11 protein-coding genes are annotated in these 14,305 nt (G+C 70.2%); 5 read left to right on the plus strand and 6 right to left on the minus strand.

All coding sequences use genetic code 11. The features are described 5' to 3' along the window. Nucleotides 1-3: 3 nt before the first annotated feature. Entirely contained in the window at nt 4-1,398 is a 1,395-nt protein-coding gene (locus ACLQ2Q_RS08240) for an FAD-binding oxidoreductase (RefSeq protein WP_425819843.1), read from the plus strand. 88 nt (nt 1,399-1,486) lie between these two features. On the opposite strand, the gene ACLQ2Q_RS08245 is transcribed toward ACLQ2Q_RS08240, so the two are convergent. The 4 genes from ACLQ2Q_RS08245 to ACLQ2Q_RS08260 are packed head-to-tail and all read right to left on the minus strand — an operon-like array spanning nt 1,487 to nt 5,342. Then, nucleotides 1,487-2,296: an alpha/beta fold hydrolase gene (locus tag ACLQ2Q_RS08245; RefSeq protein ID WP_425819845.1), complete on the minus strand. Its 810-nt coding sequence runs from the start codon at nt 2,294-2,296 to the stop codon at nt 1,487-1,489. Nucleotides 2,297-2,305: 9 nt separating this feature from the next. Further along, on the minus strand, nt 2,306-3,112 hold the full coding sequence (locus ACLQ2Q_RS08250) for a DUF1206 domain-containing protein (RefSeq protein ID WP_425819847.1): 807 nt from the start codon (nt 3,110-3,112) through the stop codon (nt 2,306-2,308). 21 nt (nt 3,113-3,133) lie between these two features. Continuing rightward, the gene (locus tag ACLQ2Q_RS08255) at nt 3,134-3,865 is read right to left on the minus strand and encodes an SDR family NAD(P)-dependent oxidoreductase (RefSeq protein WP_425819849.1); all 732 of its coding nucleotides are present in this window, start codon (nt 3,863-3,865) and stop codon (nt 3,134-3,136) included. Continuing rightward, nucleotides 3,858-5,342, minus strand: a complete 1,485-nt coding sequence (locus ACLQ2Q_RS08260; RefSeq protein WP_425819851.1) for a DUF6421 family protein — start codon at nt 5,340-5,342, stop codon at nt 3,858-3,860. The genes ACLQ2Q_RS08255 and ACLQ2Q_RS08260 overlap by 8 nt, the downstream gene beginning before the upstream one ends. A gap of 139 nt (nt 5,343-5,481) precedes the next feature. On the opposite strand from ACLQ2Q_RS08260, the gene ACLQ2Q_RS08265 reads away from it, so the two are divergent. Genes ACLQ2Q_RS08265 through ACLQ2Q_RS08275 form a run of 3 tightly spaced genes read left to right on the plus strand, consistent with a single transcriptional unit; the run spans nt 5,482 to nt 9,277 of the window. Further along, the gene (locus tag ACLQ2Q_RS08265) at nt 5,482-7,416 is read left to right on the plus strand and encodes a M3 family metallopeptidase (protein WP_425819853.1); all 1,935 of its coding nucleotides are present in this window, start codon (nt 5,482-5,484) and stop codon (nt 7,414-7,416) included. Between the two features lie 56 nt (nt 7,417-7,472). Continuing rightward, nucleotides 7,473-8,642 (plus strand): histidine kinase, encoded by a 1,170-nt coding sequence (locus tag ACLQ2Q_RS08270; RefSeq protein ID WP_425819855.1) that lies wholly within the window; start codon nt 7,473-7,475, stop codon nt 8,640-8,642. Beyond that, entirely contained in the window at nt 8,639-9,277 is a 639-nt protein-coding gene (locus ACLQ2Q_RS08275; protein ID WP_425819857.1) for a response regulator, read from the plus strand. Before ACLQ2Q_RS08270 ends, ACLQ2Q_RS08275 begins: the two co-directional genes overlap by 4 nt. Before the next feature lie 140 nt (nt 9,278-9,417). On the opposite strand, the gene ACLQ2Q_RS08280 is transcribed toward ACLQ2Q_RS08275, so the two are convergent. After that, nucleotides 9,418-10,113, minus strand: a complete 696-nt coding sequence (locus ACLQ2Q_RS08280; protein ID WP_425819859.1) for a hemerythrin domain-containing protein — start codon at nt 10,111-10,113, stop codon at nt 9,418-9,420. Nucleotides 10,114-10,241: 128 nt separating this feature from the next. Next, a complete protein-coding gene (locus ACLQ2Q_RS08285; RefSeq protein ID WP_425819861.1) occupies nt 10,242-12,203 on the minus strand; it encodes a hypothetical protein in 1,962 nt (653 codons plus the stop codon). 405 nt (nt 12,204-12,608) lie between these two features. Between ACLQ2Q_RS08285 and ACLQ2Q_RS08290 the strand changes: the two genes are divergently transcribed. Then, the gene (locus tag ACLQ2Q_RS08290) at nt 12,609-14,237 is read left to right on the plus strand and encodes a bifunctional phosphatase PAP2/diacylglycerol kinase family protein (protein WP_425819863.1); all 1,629 of its coding nucleotides are present in this window, start codon (nt 12,609-12,611) and stop codon (nt 14,235-14,237) included. Nucleotides 14,238-14,305: the final 68 nt, after the last annotated feature.

The following is a 14,305-nucleotide window of genomic DNA, read 5'->3' on the forward strand; positions in this document are numbered from 1 at the left end:
TCCATGCCCGCAGATGCACCCGCCGTCGTCAACATCGCGGCGGCGTTCCTCGACGCCTTCCCCGCCGATCGGGTGCTCACCGATCCGGCGGTGCTCGACTCGTATGCGCACGACGACGCGGAGTGGGCGGAGTTCCACCGGCCAGCCGCCGTCGTGCTGGCCGAGACGACCGAGGACGTCGCGACCGTCGTCCGCCTCGCCGCCGCGCATGGCCTGAGCGTCGTGCCGCGTGGCGCCGGAACGGGGCTCTCCGGGGGAGCCAACGCCCTCGAGGGCGCGGTGGTGCTCTCGCTCGAGCGCATGACCCGCGTGCTCGAAGTCAATGCGGCCGAGCGCTACGTCGTCACCGAGGCAGGGGTGATCAACGACGACCTGCGGCGCGTGGTCGCCGAGAATGGTCTCTGGTACCCACCCGACCCCGCCAGCTACCGCATCTCGACGATCGGCGGGAACGCGGCGACCAACGCCGGCGGCATCTGCTGCGTGAAGTACGGCGTGACGCGGGACTACGTGCTCGGGATGACGGCGGTGCTCGCCGACGGCGAGGTCGTGCGCCTCGGCCGGCGCACGGCGAAGGGCGCGACCGGCTACGACCTGACGGCGCTGCTCGTCGGGTCGGAGGGCACCCTCGGCATCATCACCGAGCTCACGCTCAAGCTGCTGCCGCTCGGCGGGCGTGAGGAGCGGGCCGTCGTCGGGTCCTTCGCCTCACTCGAGGATGCCGGCGCCGCCGTCGCCGCAATCACCGCGGCCGGCATCATCCCCTCGGCGCTCGAGCTGATCGACGAAACGTGCCTTCGGGCCGTCGACGAGTGGCAAGGGCTCGGACTGCCGCACGGCGCGGCCGCGCTGCTGCTTTCGACCGTCGACGAACCCGGAGCGGTCGGCGTCGAGCGCGCCGCATCCCTCGCCGCGCACATGGTGGATGCCGGAGCGCTCGCGGTCGCGCAGGCGGCGGCGGCCGAAGAGGTCGACCGGCTCTTCCTGGCGCGTCGGCTCGCCTATCCGGCCCTGGAGCGGCTCGGGCCCGTTCTGACCGAGGACATCTGCGTGCCCCGAAGGGCGGTACCCGAGATGCTGGGGCGCATCCGCGCCACCGCCGCCGCGTTCGACGTCGTGATAGCGACCATCGCCCACGCGGGTGACGGCAACCTGCATCCGCTGATCATCGCGCCCGTGGAAGACGAGAACGCCAAGGCCCGCGCCAAGGAGGCGTTCGACCGCATCGTCGAGGACTGCCGCGCGCTCGGCGGCACGGTCACGGGGGAGCACGGAGTCGGGCTGCTGAAGCTCCCCGGTGCACGCGCCGAGCTCGGGGAGCGGGTGCTCGCGATGCACCGCGACATCAAGAACGCGCTCGACCCCCGCGGCACCCTCAATCCCGGCAAGGCGTTCTGACCGACGCTTCGACAAGCTCAGCGACCGGGCTGCCGGTCCCCGACCGGGCTGCCGGTCCCCGACCGTGTGCCGGTCCCCGAGCCTGCGTCTACCGGGAGAGCCACGCGAGCAGCGCCTCGTTGACGGCCTTGGGCTGCTCGATGTTGGTGGCGTGCCCTGCTTCGTCGATCACGACCGACGAGGCGAGCGGCGAGAGGGCGGCGGATGCCGCGGCGTGCTCGCTCGGCCAGAAGTCGCTCTCCCGGCCGGCGACGAACAGAGCCGGCACGGGCGAGGTCGCGACCGCCGGCCGCCAGTCCCGGGAGGCGTGGTCGTTCAGCAGCTGCAGTTCGGCGGGGGTGAACGGCATCTTCGCCGCCTTCAGGTCCATGCCGCGCAGCAGCCGCGCCACCCGGACCGGACCCTTCGAGGCGAGCGAGTGGCGGCCGGGGTTCGGGATGCTCTCGGCGAAGAACGTCGTCGCGTTCGTCGCGTCGTAGTCGTAGAAGCCGTACGGCCAGTCGTCGGAGTTGAGCATCTTCGGCGTCTGGTCGATGATCACGACATCCCGGATGCCGGCGGACCCGTCCTGCGACAGCAGCGCCCAGATCGAATTGCCGCCCATCGACTGCCCGACCACGGTCGCATCCTGCAGCCCCAGCAGTCGGATGGCGTCGCCGATGTCGGCGCCGTGCCGTTCCATCGTGTGCCCGCCGCCGGGCCCGATGTCCGATGACCCGTGCCCTCGACGGTCTAGCGCCAGCACGCGATAACCGGCCTTCTCGAGGGACGCGAGCTGGGGCCTCCAGCTCGTTGCCGCTGCCTTGAACCCGGCGACGAGCAGTACGGGACGCCCGCGGGCGTCGCCGGACTCCAGATAGTTCAGGCGAACGCCATCGGATGTCGAGATCTTCGGCATCCCCGGTGGTCACATCCGCGCGTAGCGTGCGCGCGCGAAGCAGAACAGCCCGTACAGGATCAGCCCCGCGCCGACGATCCAGAGGATCACCGTGCCGAAGGGCAGCACGGCGAGCGAGTGAAGCGCCGAGTCCAGCCCACCGGCCTGCGCCGGGTCGCGGGTGAACGCCGCGACGACGAACAGCACGCCGGTGACACCGATCGCGATGCCCTTCGCCACGTAGCCCACGATGCCGAACGTGACGATCCCCTTGCCGGTGGTGCCCGCCGGCAGGTCGAGGTGCTTCTCGAACGCCCGGGTGATGCCGCGCACGATGAAGGCGACTCCGATACCGGCGATCAGGAGACCGAAGAGCACCAGCAGCACGACGCCGGCCGGTGTCGACAGCAGTTGAGCGCTGAAGCTCTGCGACGACTGCGACGAGTCCGACTGGCCGCCCATCGCGTAGACAAGGGCCGTGATGGCGATTCCGATGTATGCGACGGCGGTGCCGATGTACTTGAGGCGATAGCCCCACTTCTTCTTCGTGTCGGGGTTGCGCTCGGTGATCGCTTCGGTGATCTGCCAGATCGCCAGCGCGAACAGTCCGATCACGATGACCCACAGCAGGAAGATGCCCGCGGGTGCTTCAGCGATCTGCTGGACCGCCCCGCCCTGGTCAGCGTCTTCGCTGGCCGAGCCGGTGGAGACCGAGATGGCGATGATGCCGATCAGGATGTGGAGGATGCCGAGGACCACATACCCGATTCGGGCGAGTGTGCGGAAGACGGTCGAGTTCTGGGCCGCGCTCACGGCGGCCTTGCCGGTGTTGCTCATATCCGAACAGTAGCGGTGCGGCTACTGCGTCTGCGACGCATTGACAACGAGCGGAATCACGGATTCGTTCAGATCGGTGGCCGGTTGAGCCCAGAGGGCGACGACGGATGCCGCAAGCTCCTCCTCGAGTCCTTCCAGAGCCTTGACTCTGAAGATCACGACCGCACCGGAGAGCTCCGAGCCGGCATCCCGGGCGGCCTTGGCGAAGCCCTGTCCCACGGCCCGCGTCCAGGCCTCGCTCGCCGCCTTGACGGCGGCATAGTTGGCGCCGCCGGCCAGCGGCCGGGCCACGGCGGTCGACGAGACGATGGCCAGGCGGCCGGCATCCGATGCCCGTAGGTCGGCGTCGAACGCGCGGGTGGAGTGGCGCAGCGCCGTGAGGCCGGCCTCGAGGGCCCGATAGTCCTCGTCGGATTGTCCCGCGAGCCCGCCGCCGCCGCGCCAGCCGCCGACGAGGTGGATCAGCCCGTCCACGCGCCCGAAACGCCCTCGAACGCGCTGCGCGAGGGCGATCACCTCCGGCTCGGATGTCAGGTCGCAGAGCTCGGTGTGCACGCCCGCTTCGGGTCCCTGAGCCTCTCGAAGGGCCGACTCCACCGCTTCGAGCTTGTCGCGATGGCTGCCGACGATCACCACCCGTGCGCCCGAGGCGAGCAGGGCGCGCGCGATCGCGCGCCCTGCCGCACTCGTGCCGCCGGCGAGGACGACGACGCGCCCCGAGACCGACAGCCCGGTGGGTGCCGGGTCAGCCATCCGAGGCTCGGATGCCCGCCGTCGACTCGATCACGGGGCGCATCTTCTTCTCGAGCGCCTCGAAGAACATCGACAGGGGGAACTCGTCGTCCAGCACCGCGTCGGTGTACCCCTTCGGCGCGCCCGCGAGCACGTCATCCGGCAGCCCCCGCGCCCACGCCGAGGCGGGGTTCGGGGTCAGTGTGCCTCTGACGAGGTCGTAGGCCGCGAGCCAGTGCGCGACCTTGGGCCGGTCGATCGAACGCCAGTAGAGCTCGTCGATCGCGTCGCCCAGGTCCACGACGGCCTCGGGAACCTCTGGCCAGTCGAACGCCAGCGCCGTGTCGGTCCAGTGCAGCACGCCGCGCTGGTGCAGCCACGCGAAGAGCAGCTGACCGCCGACGCCGTCGTAGTTGCGCACCCGAGACCCCGTGATCGCGAACCGGAAGATCCGGTCGAAGATCACCGCATACTGCACGAGGGCCGCGTGCTCCAGCGTCTCGGCCTCGACCTCGGTCAACTGCTCGCCCGCCTCGAGCCGCGCGCCCAGCCCTCGCTGGATGCGCACGCTCTCGCGGAACGCGGTCAGGTCGCAGCGCAGCTCCTCCAGCGAGTACAGGAAGTACGGCATCCGCTGCTTGATCATGAACGGGTCGAACGGCAGGTCGCCGCGCATGTGCGTGCGGTCGTGGATGATGTCCCACATCACGAACGTCTGCTCGGCGAGGTCCTGGTCCTCCAGCATCCGCGCCGCGCCCTCGGGGAGGTCGAGGCGGGTGATCTCGGATGCCGCGCGCACGACGCGCCGGAACCGCGCCGCTTCGCGGTCCTGGAAGATCGCCCCCCACGTGAAGGGCGGGATCTCGCGCATCGCGACGGTCTCGGGGAAGAGCACGGCGGAGTTGGTGTTGTAGCCCGGCGTGAAATCCACCAGCCGCAGCGACAGGAAGAGCTTGTTGCCGTAGTCGCCGGCCTCGAGCTCCGAAATGAACTCGGGCCAGATCGCCTCGACGATCAGGGCCTCGACGAAGCGGTTCTGCGAGCCGTTCTGCGTGTACATCGGGAACACGACGAGGTGGCGGATGCCGTCGACGCGGTTCTTCTGCGGCTGGAAGGCGACGAGCGAGTCGTAGAAGTCCGGAACCCCGAAACCCTCCGCGGACCATCGTTCGAAGTCGGCGATGGATGCGGCAAGATACTCGGCGTCGTGCGGGAAAACCGGCGCGAGCAGCCGCATCGAGGCGACGATCGTCGCGACGCGCTCCCGCGCCACCTCGTGCGGGTCCGCGATTCCGGAGTCCGTCGAAGGAGGAACCGACCCGTCCTTGACCTGCAGGCCCTGCAGCGCGATGGCCGCGTCCTTGAGCGCGAGCCAGGCGGCGCTGTCCTCGACCGCGGCGGTCGACGCCGAGCCGAGTGCCGAGCCGTTCGAGCCGTCCTCTACGACCTCGGGCTCGCCGATGATGGCCTTCGCGTTGTGGGCGTGGGCAGTTGACATGGGAACCTCCGATCCGAGGCTCGGGCCGCTCCGTCCCCCTGCGAGGGACGGGGATGCGGCGGGGTGAACGGGTTACCTTCCCAGGGTACTGGTCCGCGACTCGGCTCCCCATTTCTGCGCCGGCCCTAGGCTCGAAGGCATGACCGCCTCGCTTCTGGATCTGCCCGCCGACGACGCCGGGTGGCTCGACCTGGCCTCCACCCGCGCCGACGCGCGACTGAAGGAGGCCGGCGACATCCTCGAGCGGCTCAAGGACGGAGCGGCGCGCACGACACTCGAGAAGCTCGACCTCTGGAATGACGCGGAGATCGCCGGGTCGGAGGTCGCGAGCGCTGCCAGCCTGCTCTCCGAGGTGCACCCGGATGCCGGCATCCGGGCCGCCGCCGAGCAGCGGGTGGAGGCCGTCGACGCCCTCGTCGCCGAGCGCAACCTCGACCGCACGCTGTGGGCGGTCTTCGCCGGCGCCGATCGCGAGGGACTGGACGAGGTGGCCGCTCGGCTGCTCGATCACATCCTGCGCGACTTCCGCCGCGGCGGTGTCGACCTCGACGACGCGTCGCGCGAGCGCGTGCGGGAGCTCACCGCCCGCGACACCGAGCTGAGCCTCGCCTTCAACCGCGCCGTCCGCGACGGCAGGCGCGAGGTGCGGGTTGCCCCCGAGTCCCTCGAAGGTCTCCCAGCCGACTTCGTCGAATCGCATCCCGTCGGCGACGACGGCCTCGTGGTGCTCACGACCGAGTACACCGACCTGCTGCCTGTGCGCGAGTTCGCGAGCGACCGCGGCACCCGCACCGCGGTGCTCGAGGCGTACAACGACCTCGGCTGGCCCGACAACGACGTCGTGCTGGCCGAGCTGCTCGCGATCCGCGAGGAGCGCGCCCGGCTGCTCGGCTTCACGGACTGGGCCGACTTCGAGACCGAGACCCGCATGATCGGCGCCGGGGCAGAGATCCCGGCCTTCCTCGCGCACCTCGACGAGGCATCCCGCCCCGCCGCCGCGGCGGAGTACGAGCGGCTGCTCGCGCGCCTTCGCCGCGACGTCCCGGACGCCGAGGCCGTCACGAGCGCCGACTACTGGTTCCTGATGAGCGCGCTGAAGCGCGAGGAGTACGACGTCGACGCGCAGGTCGTTCGCTCGTACTTCCGCTTCGACCGCGTCCTGGCGGGCGTGCTCGAGACCACCGGGCGGCTGTTCGACCTTCAGTACGTGCGGGTGGAGACGCCGGCGTGGCACGAGGATGTCCTCAGCTACGACGTGCTTCGCGTTCCCGACGGCGACCGCGGCACCCCGGAGCGCCTCGGCCGCATCCATCTCGATCTGCATCCGCGCGACGGCAAGTACAACCACGCCGCGTGCTTCACGCTCTCGCCCGGCGTGGCGGGGCGCTCGCTGCCCGAGGGCGTGCTGGTGTGCAACTTCTCGCGCGGGGTGCTCGAGCACGACGAGGTCGTCACGTTCTTCCACGAGTTCGGCCACCTCGTGCACTACATCCTGGGCAGCCACCTGAAGTGGATCCGATTCAGCGGCATCGAGACGGAGTGGGACTTCGTCGAGGCGCCGAGCCAGATGCTCGAGGAGTGGGCGTGGGATGCCGCCACGCTCGCGACCTTCACCGCGGACGAGGACGGCCGGCCGATCCCCGCCGATCTGGTGCAGCGGATGCAGCGTGCCGACGGCTTCGGGCGGGCCCTCGAGGTGCGCCGCCAGCTTGGCTACGCAAACGTGTCGTACCGCCTGCACGTCGACCGGCCCGCCGACCTCCAGGCCGCCACCGAGGCGCTCATCGAGGCCGCGACGCCGATCCGTCCACTTCGGAATGCGCACACCTATGCCGGATTCGGCCACCTCACCGGATACGGCGCCTGCTATTACACCTACCAGTGGAGCCTCGTGATCGCCCGCGACCTGCTGTCGGCGTTCGGCGGCGACCTGAGGGAACCGGAGGTCGCGCGGCGCTACCGCACCGAGATCCTCGAGCGGGGCGGCAGCCGCGACGCCGCCGACATGGTCACTTCTTTCCTCGGCCGGCCGTACGCCTTCGACGCGTACCGCGACTGGCTCGCAGGCGCGTAGCGGGGATACATCTGCAGGCGGATGCCGCCGGCCGGCCGCTCCCGTAGCGTGAAGGCGTGATCCGAAGCCTGACGCCGACCCAGCTGGTGGTCGACATCCTGCTCGCCTCGTTCTTCGGTGTCGCGGCCATCTCCAACGAGCTGTTCGGCGGATTCGGGACGGTGCGCCAGGACGCCCTATGGGGGATCACCGTCGCCCTGATGATGACCGGCGCGCTCGCGGTCCGCCGGTGGTCCCCGGGCATCTCGCTCGCCGTCGCGTGGTTCGGCGCGGTCCTGCAGATGCTCGCGGGGCTCAACCCGCGCCTCAGCGACGTGGCGATCTTCGCGGTGCTCTACGTCACGGCCGCCTACGGCACTCGGCTCGTCTTCTGGCTCGGCTTCGCCTCATCGCTCGTCGGTGCGCTGGTGATCACGATCTACCTCACGCTCGGCCCGTTCCTCGGGAGCTCTGGCGTCTCGTGGAGCAGCATCCCGACCGCCCTGGCCGTGCTCGTCGCGGCAGGGTTCGCGCTCCTGCTCTCGTGGACGGTCGGTGCCCTGGTGCGCACGGCCATCCGGGCGCGGGACAACCGCGCCGCACAGGTGCGCGCGGAGAGCGACGCGATCGCCGAGCAGGAACGCGTTCGCATCGCGCGCGACATGCACGACGTCGTCGCCCACTCGCTGGCCGTCGTCATCGCCCAGGCCGACGGCGCGCGGTATGCCGCGGCGTCCGATCCGTCGGCCGCCACGGCCGCGCTGACCACGATCTCGACCACGGCCCGGGCTGCCCTCGCCGATGTGCGGCTGCTGCTGACGAGGCTGCGGCACAGTGAGGGGATCGAACCGCAGCCGACGCTGGCCGACCTCGAGGGTCTGTACGCCGATGTGCGGGCGGCGGGGCTCGAGGTCTCCGTCGACGTCGACCCCGCCCCGCGATCCGAGCCGGGAGCCGGGGTGCAGCTCGCGGTGTTCCGCATCCTGCAGGAGGCCCTCACCAATGCCCTGCGCCACGGCGCGGGGTCGCGCGCGGATGTGCGTCTCGCGTGGCACCCCGACCGTGTCGACCTCGAGGTGCGCAACCCGGTCGGTCAAGCCCGCGTTCCGGTGCCCGCGGGCGGGCAGGGTCACGGCCTGATCGGAATGACGGAGCGCGCGCAGCTCGCCGGTGGGCGGCTCCAGGCGACGGAACGTGACGGTGTCTTCGTCCTCTCGGCCACGATCCCGATCGCGGCAGACGCATGATCCGCGTCGTGCTCGTCGATGACCAGGCGCTCTTCCGCGCCGGCATCCGCATGCTCATCGATTCGCAGCCCGATCTCGAGGTCGTGGGCGAGGCCGCCGACGGCCGAGAGGGCCTCGCGGTGATCCGCGCCGCCGCGCCGGACGTCGTGCTCATGGACATCCGCATGCCCGTGCTCGACGGCATCGCCGCGACCTCCGAGCTGCTCGGGGATGCCGAGCCGCCGCGCGTCGTGATGCTGACCACGTTCGACCTCGATGAGGCGGCGGCCCGCGCGATCCGGGAAGGGGCGAGCGGATTCCTCCTGAAGGACGCCGATCCCGAGTTCCTGCTCGCCGCGATCCGCACTGTGCACTCCGGCTCCGCCGTGATCGCCGCATCCGCCACCCGCGAGCTCTTCGCGCACTTCGCGGATGCCGCGCCGCAACCCGTCCCCGCGGCCTATCTGGACCTCACCGAGCGCGAGCGGCAGATCTTCGCCCTCGCCGCGCGTGGTCTCAGCAACGCGGAGATCGCCGGGCGCGAATTCCTCTCCGAGGCCACGGTGAAGACGCACATCAGCCGCATCCTCGGCAAGCTCGGCCTGCGCGATCGTGTGCAGCTGGTGGTCTTCGCCTTCGAGCACGGCCTGACGTGATCGCGCGGGCGCATCGACGTCGGAGAATGCGACCTGCCTCGGCCATCCTGCTGCCGAGAGGCCGAAGATGGCGACATTCTCCGAAGATCGCGCATGCCGGGCGGCTCAGCCGCGCGTGCCGAGCACCTCAGCCGAGCGCCTCAGCCTCCTGTGAGTGCGGCGCGGTGCTTCTCGTAGCGGGGCTTGCCCACCCACCGCCAGAGCAGGCGCACGGGGCCCGGCAGGTTCTTGTGCATCCACGCATCGCCGCCGTCCGGCTGCGAGGCGAGGATCGCGCCGAGCTGGTTCCACAGCTGGCCCTTCGGTGTCGACTTGCGTCCGTGCTCGCCGAACCAGTCGACCTCGGCCTGAGTGAGGGTCGTCTCCATGACCGGGACGATCGTCGTCTCCTCGTCGCCGAGGTGCACGGCCAACGCCTCGTTGATACCGTCCAGCGCGGCCAGCACCGGCGCGGCGGTCTCCGCAGCCGGCGCAGCCCGCCACGCCGGCAGGGCCGCGTCGAGCGCATCCAGGTTGACGAGCATCTCGGCGTGCTGGGCCTTCATCCGGGCGACGTGCGCCGAGCAGGCGGGCGCCCGCTCGTCGAGGATGTCCCAGAGTCGCTCGTCCTCCCCCTCGTGATGGGAGTGCAGGCCGACGGACAGCAGGTCGAGCTGCCCCGCCACCGCACCGGCGTGCTCGAGATCGCCGTTCCGCACTCCCCGGACGAGGTCGGGTCCTTCCGCGAAGCCCTGCCGGAAGAGGCGATGGATGTCGGCCATTCCGCTGGCATCGCAGGTCTTGGCAGCGCGTGGTGCTGGGGTGTCCTCCGAGGCGGGAAGCGGTGTGGCGGGCATGTGAGGCTCCTATGGCTCGCAGCGGTGTCTGAAGGACAGCGCTTCGAACGGTAACGACTCCCGCCGCGTCCGGCAACGGGCTCCTCTGCCCGCTTGCGCCGGCCGCGCCGACCGGCGGGGCCGCGCGTTCAGACCCGCGACATGTTCTGGCTGTTCATCGGGCCGGCCGACGTGTCCACTTTCGGAGCGCTCCCCCACGAGGCGGTCGTGATCCCGAGGACACGGGAGGACGCCACCGGCTGCTCGTCGAATACTGCGACGCCGGCGCACGTGTCGGCGGTCGACGACGTCATGATCCCGGCGACACCCAGGACGACGTGCCGCGCGCAGCTGTTGGGCGTGAGGCTTGGCAGCAGCCACCCCAAGCGGGCGATGTCAGCCCGGGTGAAAACGCCATCGCACCCGGTCATTTCCAGCCTGAACCGCGTCGTGGTCGAGGATCCCATCGTGTGCGTCGCCACGCCCACCAATTCTCCGCGGGCGCCGTTGGTTGCGACATCGGCGACGGTTGCCCTGCAGTCGGTCACCGTGATGGACGGTGAGACGCCCAGTTCGGGAGGGATCTTCTGCTGCGAGTGCCACATGACGATCTGATGGGTGTCGGTGGACACGCTGGAGTTGAGGAGGACATTCGACAGGGTGGCGGTGCAGTTGGCGTACGACGCCTTCACCACGGGGCCGATGAGGAACCATCCGTATCTGTTTCTGCGGAGGAACCTGTCGATCACGCCCTTCCTCGCGATCCCTTCGGTCGTATACGTGCCGTCGATGACGGTCGCGCACCGGGTGACCTGCAACTCGCCGAGGGCGTACGGGGCGGCATCGCCCGTGAACTTCGTGTCGATGGGGACGGAGCGGAAGACGCCGCCCAGGGTGGGCAGAAGCGTCTCGCCGGTGATGGAGAACGTGGAGTCCTCGATCACGACCTTCGTCGTCGTCCAGTCGAGGGGCGGCTGCGCGAAGCGCAGATAGATCCCGGAGAGACAGGCGTTCACGCTGGTGAACCCCCGGACCACGACGCTCTGCATGCCTCCGAGCTCCAGGCCGTCGTCCCCCACGTTCACAGAGGTGCACGATGTGACGGAAGCCGAGCCGCCCTGGCAGCTGCCTCCGATGAAAAAACTGGTCTGCGGAAAGCCGGCCGACGTGTACGGTGCGTCCTGGCGGTGCTCGCAGCTGTCCATCGCGATGTCATCGACCCAGTGCGAGTAGGCCGCATGGTTCTCGGCTATCACGATGATGCCGCGGGTGGTGTTCGTGGCTCGGACCTGGCTGAAGGACAGGCTGCGCATCCATGTCCAGCCCGTCGTATGCGCCGCCGATCGGCCCGCCACCGTTTCGAGATCCCACCCCTTCCACGCGTGACCCACAAGTGTGCCGTTGGCCGGGCCCCCGTTGCCCTCGTAGTCGCTGAAGTGGCGCGCAACGTACACGAAAGGCGCCTTGCTCGTGGCGTTCTGGTCGGTCGGGGTCGCCGGCCGCGTCACACCCCACACGTCGATATCGGCGGCATGGACGTTCATCACGCTGACATAGCGCTGCGAGGTCCCATAACTCGGAACCGTGCCGCACACGATGTGGCCGTTCCCGGTCGAGAAGTTGTTGTCCACGGCGAAGCCCTGGAACAGCACGTTGCGCAGCATCAGGGGCTTCGCGGGGCGCTTCACGACTGCGCCGGAGCTCTCCCGCGCGGCCGTGTCGATCCAGGCGATGCCGGTGTCGGAGTCGATCCAGAACAGATTGCGCGCGTTGTCCGACAAGCGGATCACCGACGCGCGTGACTGGCCGCCCGAACCGCGGAAGATGATCTTCCCCGCCAGGTTCGCGCGCAGTCCGAACCCGATCCGGTTGTCGTAGCTGCTCTTCGGGACGGCGGCGGATGACTGATTGATCGGTGCTCGCGGGGACCTCGTCGTGAGCCTGCCCACACCGGGCGGTATGACGATCTCGACCACGGCGTTCGGGTCGCTGAGCGCTCGCTTGTGCGCTTCGTCGATGGCGGCCTGCATGGCTGGACGGACACAAGCCACCGTGGTCCACGTCTGGCCGGCCTTGAGGTACGACCGCGGGTCGATCTGCGTCGTGGTCACGAAGCCTCCAGCTCCGACGGCGGACTGTGCGGCGCCCACGTCGGCGGCGGCCGTGCGGGGGAGACCCGCATCGGCGGCGGCAACCGTCTTGCCATCAAAGACGCCCGAAGCGGCAAGAGTGGCCGCGACTGTGGCGGATCTTAGCAGGACGCGACGGCTGATGGGACTGCGTGAGAAAGACACGGGGCGGGTCCCGGCAGGGTATCGGCCGACCGTCGGAAGATTCCGGGCATCCATGTCTCCTCTGGCACACGTCTTCGTGAGCTTTCGGGGATCGCTTCGAACTGTAGCGTTTGGCGATTCCCCAGGCAATGGGCCGACCTAAGGTGTGCGCGGCCCTCGAACTCGGCGAGGTGGCGGCGGCGTGCGGTTGGGCGGCCCTCGGGCCGCAACTAGCCTCGGGGTATGCGTTTCACCACCCTGCGGCATCCCGTGGTCGCCTTCCGCCGCGCACGCGTCCTGCCCCAGTGGGTGCGCCGCATCGACCGCGCCGTGAACCGCAGCATCAACGCCTCCCCGTCGTGGCACCTGCGCGACCGGGGGTACCGACGGCTCAGCCGCGCCGCCGACCACGGCGTGCTCTGGTACGTCGCGGGCGGCACCCTGCTCGTCCTCGGCTTCGGCCGCGGTGCGCTGCGCGGTGTCGCCTCCATGGCGGTCGCGAGTGCCCTGTCGGACCTCGTCGTCAAGAGGATCTACGGCGGCCCTCGTCCTGTCTTCCACGACGTGCCCGCGGTGCGGCAGCTCAAGAAGTACCCCTCCACCGCCTCCTTCACCTCCGGCCACTCGGCCAGCGCGGCGGCGTTCGCGACCGGAGTGGCCGTGGAGTCGCCCGCGGCGGGAGCCGTCGTCGGCCCCCTCGCCGCCGCCGTGGCGTATTCGCGCCTGCACGTGGGCGCGCACTGGCTCTCGGATGTCGTCGGAGGCGTGGCGATCGGGGCAACGGTGGCGCTGATCGGACGCCTGCTCGTGCCCGCACGGCGCCTGAGCGACGACCCGGAACCCGAGGTCGCGCAGGTCGTCGAGCCGATCCTGCTTCCCGCGTCGCTCGACGGCGAAGGCGTGATCATCATGCTGAATGCGGATGCCGGCACCTCCGTCATCCGCTTCGATCCGCGCCCCGTGATCGCCGAGCGGCTGCCGAAGGCCGTGCTGCGGGAGCTCGGGCCGGACGAGACGCTCGACGCCGCCGTCCGCGAGGCGATGGCCGCTGACAATCCGCCTCGCGTGCTGGGCGTCTACGGTGGCGACGGCTCGGTGTCCCGAATGGCCCACCTCGCGCGCGAATTCGACCTGCCGCTGTTCGCCCTGCCAGGCGGAACCTTCAACCACTTCGTCCGCGCAGCGGGGATCGACAGCGTGGATGTCGCGATCAGCGCGCTGCAGACCGGCGCCGGCGTCGCGGCGAGCGTGGGCGAGCTGACCACCGCCGGCCGGTCGATCACCGTGCTGAACGCGGCATCCATCGGCATCTACCCCGACTTCGTCGCCCAGCGCGCCCGCCGCCGCGCGCGGCTCGGCAAGTGGTTCGGCGGCGTCGCGGCGACCTGGCGCGAACTGCGCGACGCCGAGGCCATCGACATCGAGCTCGACGGCACGCAGGCGCGCGTCTGGTCGGTGTTCGCGAGCGTCGGGCGCAACACGCCCGGGCACGTGGCGACGATGCAGCGCCAGACGCTGTCGGACGACGTGCTGGATGTGCGGATCCTCCACGCACGAGGATCACGCCTGCAGGCGGTCGCCTCGCTCTCGTTCGGCAAGGCGACGCGCACCGTGCTGCGGACGCTGCGACTGCTCCCGCCGGCATCCGATGTCGAGCACATCACCACCCGGCAGATCCAGATCCACGTGCTGCCGCGGCACGGGCGCGCGACCTTCTACGCACACGATGGCGAACTGGAGCGCCGCCCGGCGGTCGACGAGGACGGTCGCTACACCCTGTCGTGCGTGATCGTGCCGTCGGCGCTGCGGGTCTACGCGCCCCACCCGGAGCCAGGGGAGAGCGGCGGAGCGATCCCCGTGGCCCGCTCCTGACACCGTTCGCGCCTGCCGCCGACGCCCGGCGAATCATCCTTCCGATGTACGGCGATGCGACGACGGGC

Source organism: Microbacterium sp. DT81.1 (assembly GCF_049844955.1).
Taxonomy (GTDB): domain Bacteria; phylum Actinomycetota; class Actinomycetes; order Actinomycetales; family Microbacteriaceae; genus Microbacterium.

Bases quoted from the DNA above. Each gene is read 5' to 3' on its own strand.
- ACLQ2Q_RS08240 (WP_425819843.1), top strand. From the start codon at position 4: ATGCCCGCAGATGCACCCGCCGTCGTCAACATCGCGGCGGCGTTCCTC.
- ACLQ2Q_RS08245 (WP_425819845.1), bottom strand. From the start codon at position 2,296: ATGCCGAAGATCTCGACATCCGATGGCGTTCGCCTGAACTATCTGGAG.
- ACLQ2Q_RS08250 (WP_425819847.1), bottom strand. From the start codon at position 3,112: ATGAGCAACACCGGCAAGGCCGCCGTGAGCGCGGCCCAGAACTCGACC.
- ACLQ2Q_RS08255 (WP_425819849.1), bottom strand. From the start codon at position 3,865: ATGGCTGACCCGGCACCCACCGGGCTGTCGGTCTCGGGGCGCGTCGTC.
- ACLQ2Q_RS08260 (WP_425819851.1), bottom strand. From the start codon at position 5,342: ATGTCAACTGCCCACGCCCACAACGCGAAGGCCATCATCGGCGAGCCC.
- ACLQ2Q_RS08265 (WP_425819853.1), top strand. From the start codon at position 5,482: ATGACCGCCTCGCTTCTGGATCTGCCCGCCGACGACGCCGGGTGGCTC.
- ACLQ2Q_RS08275 (WP_425819857.1), top strand. From the start codon at position 8,639: ATGATCCGCGTCGTGCTCGTCGATGACCAGGCGCTCTTCCGCGCCGGC.
- ACLQ2Q_RS08280 (WP_425819859.1), bottom strand. From the start codon at position 10,113: ATGCCCGCCACACCGCTTCCCGCCTCGGAGGACACCCCAGCACCACGC.
- ACLQ2Q_RS08290 (WP_425819863.1), top strand. From the start codon at position 12,609: ATGCGTTTCACCACCCTGCGGCATCCCGTGGTCGCCTTCCGCCGCGCA.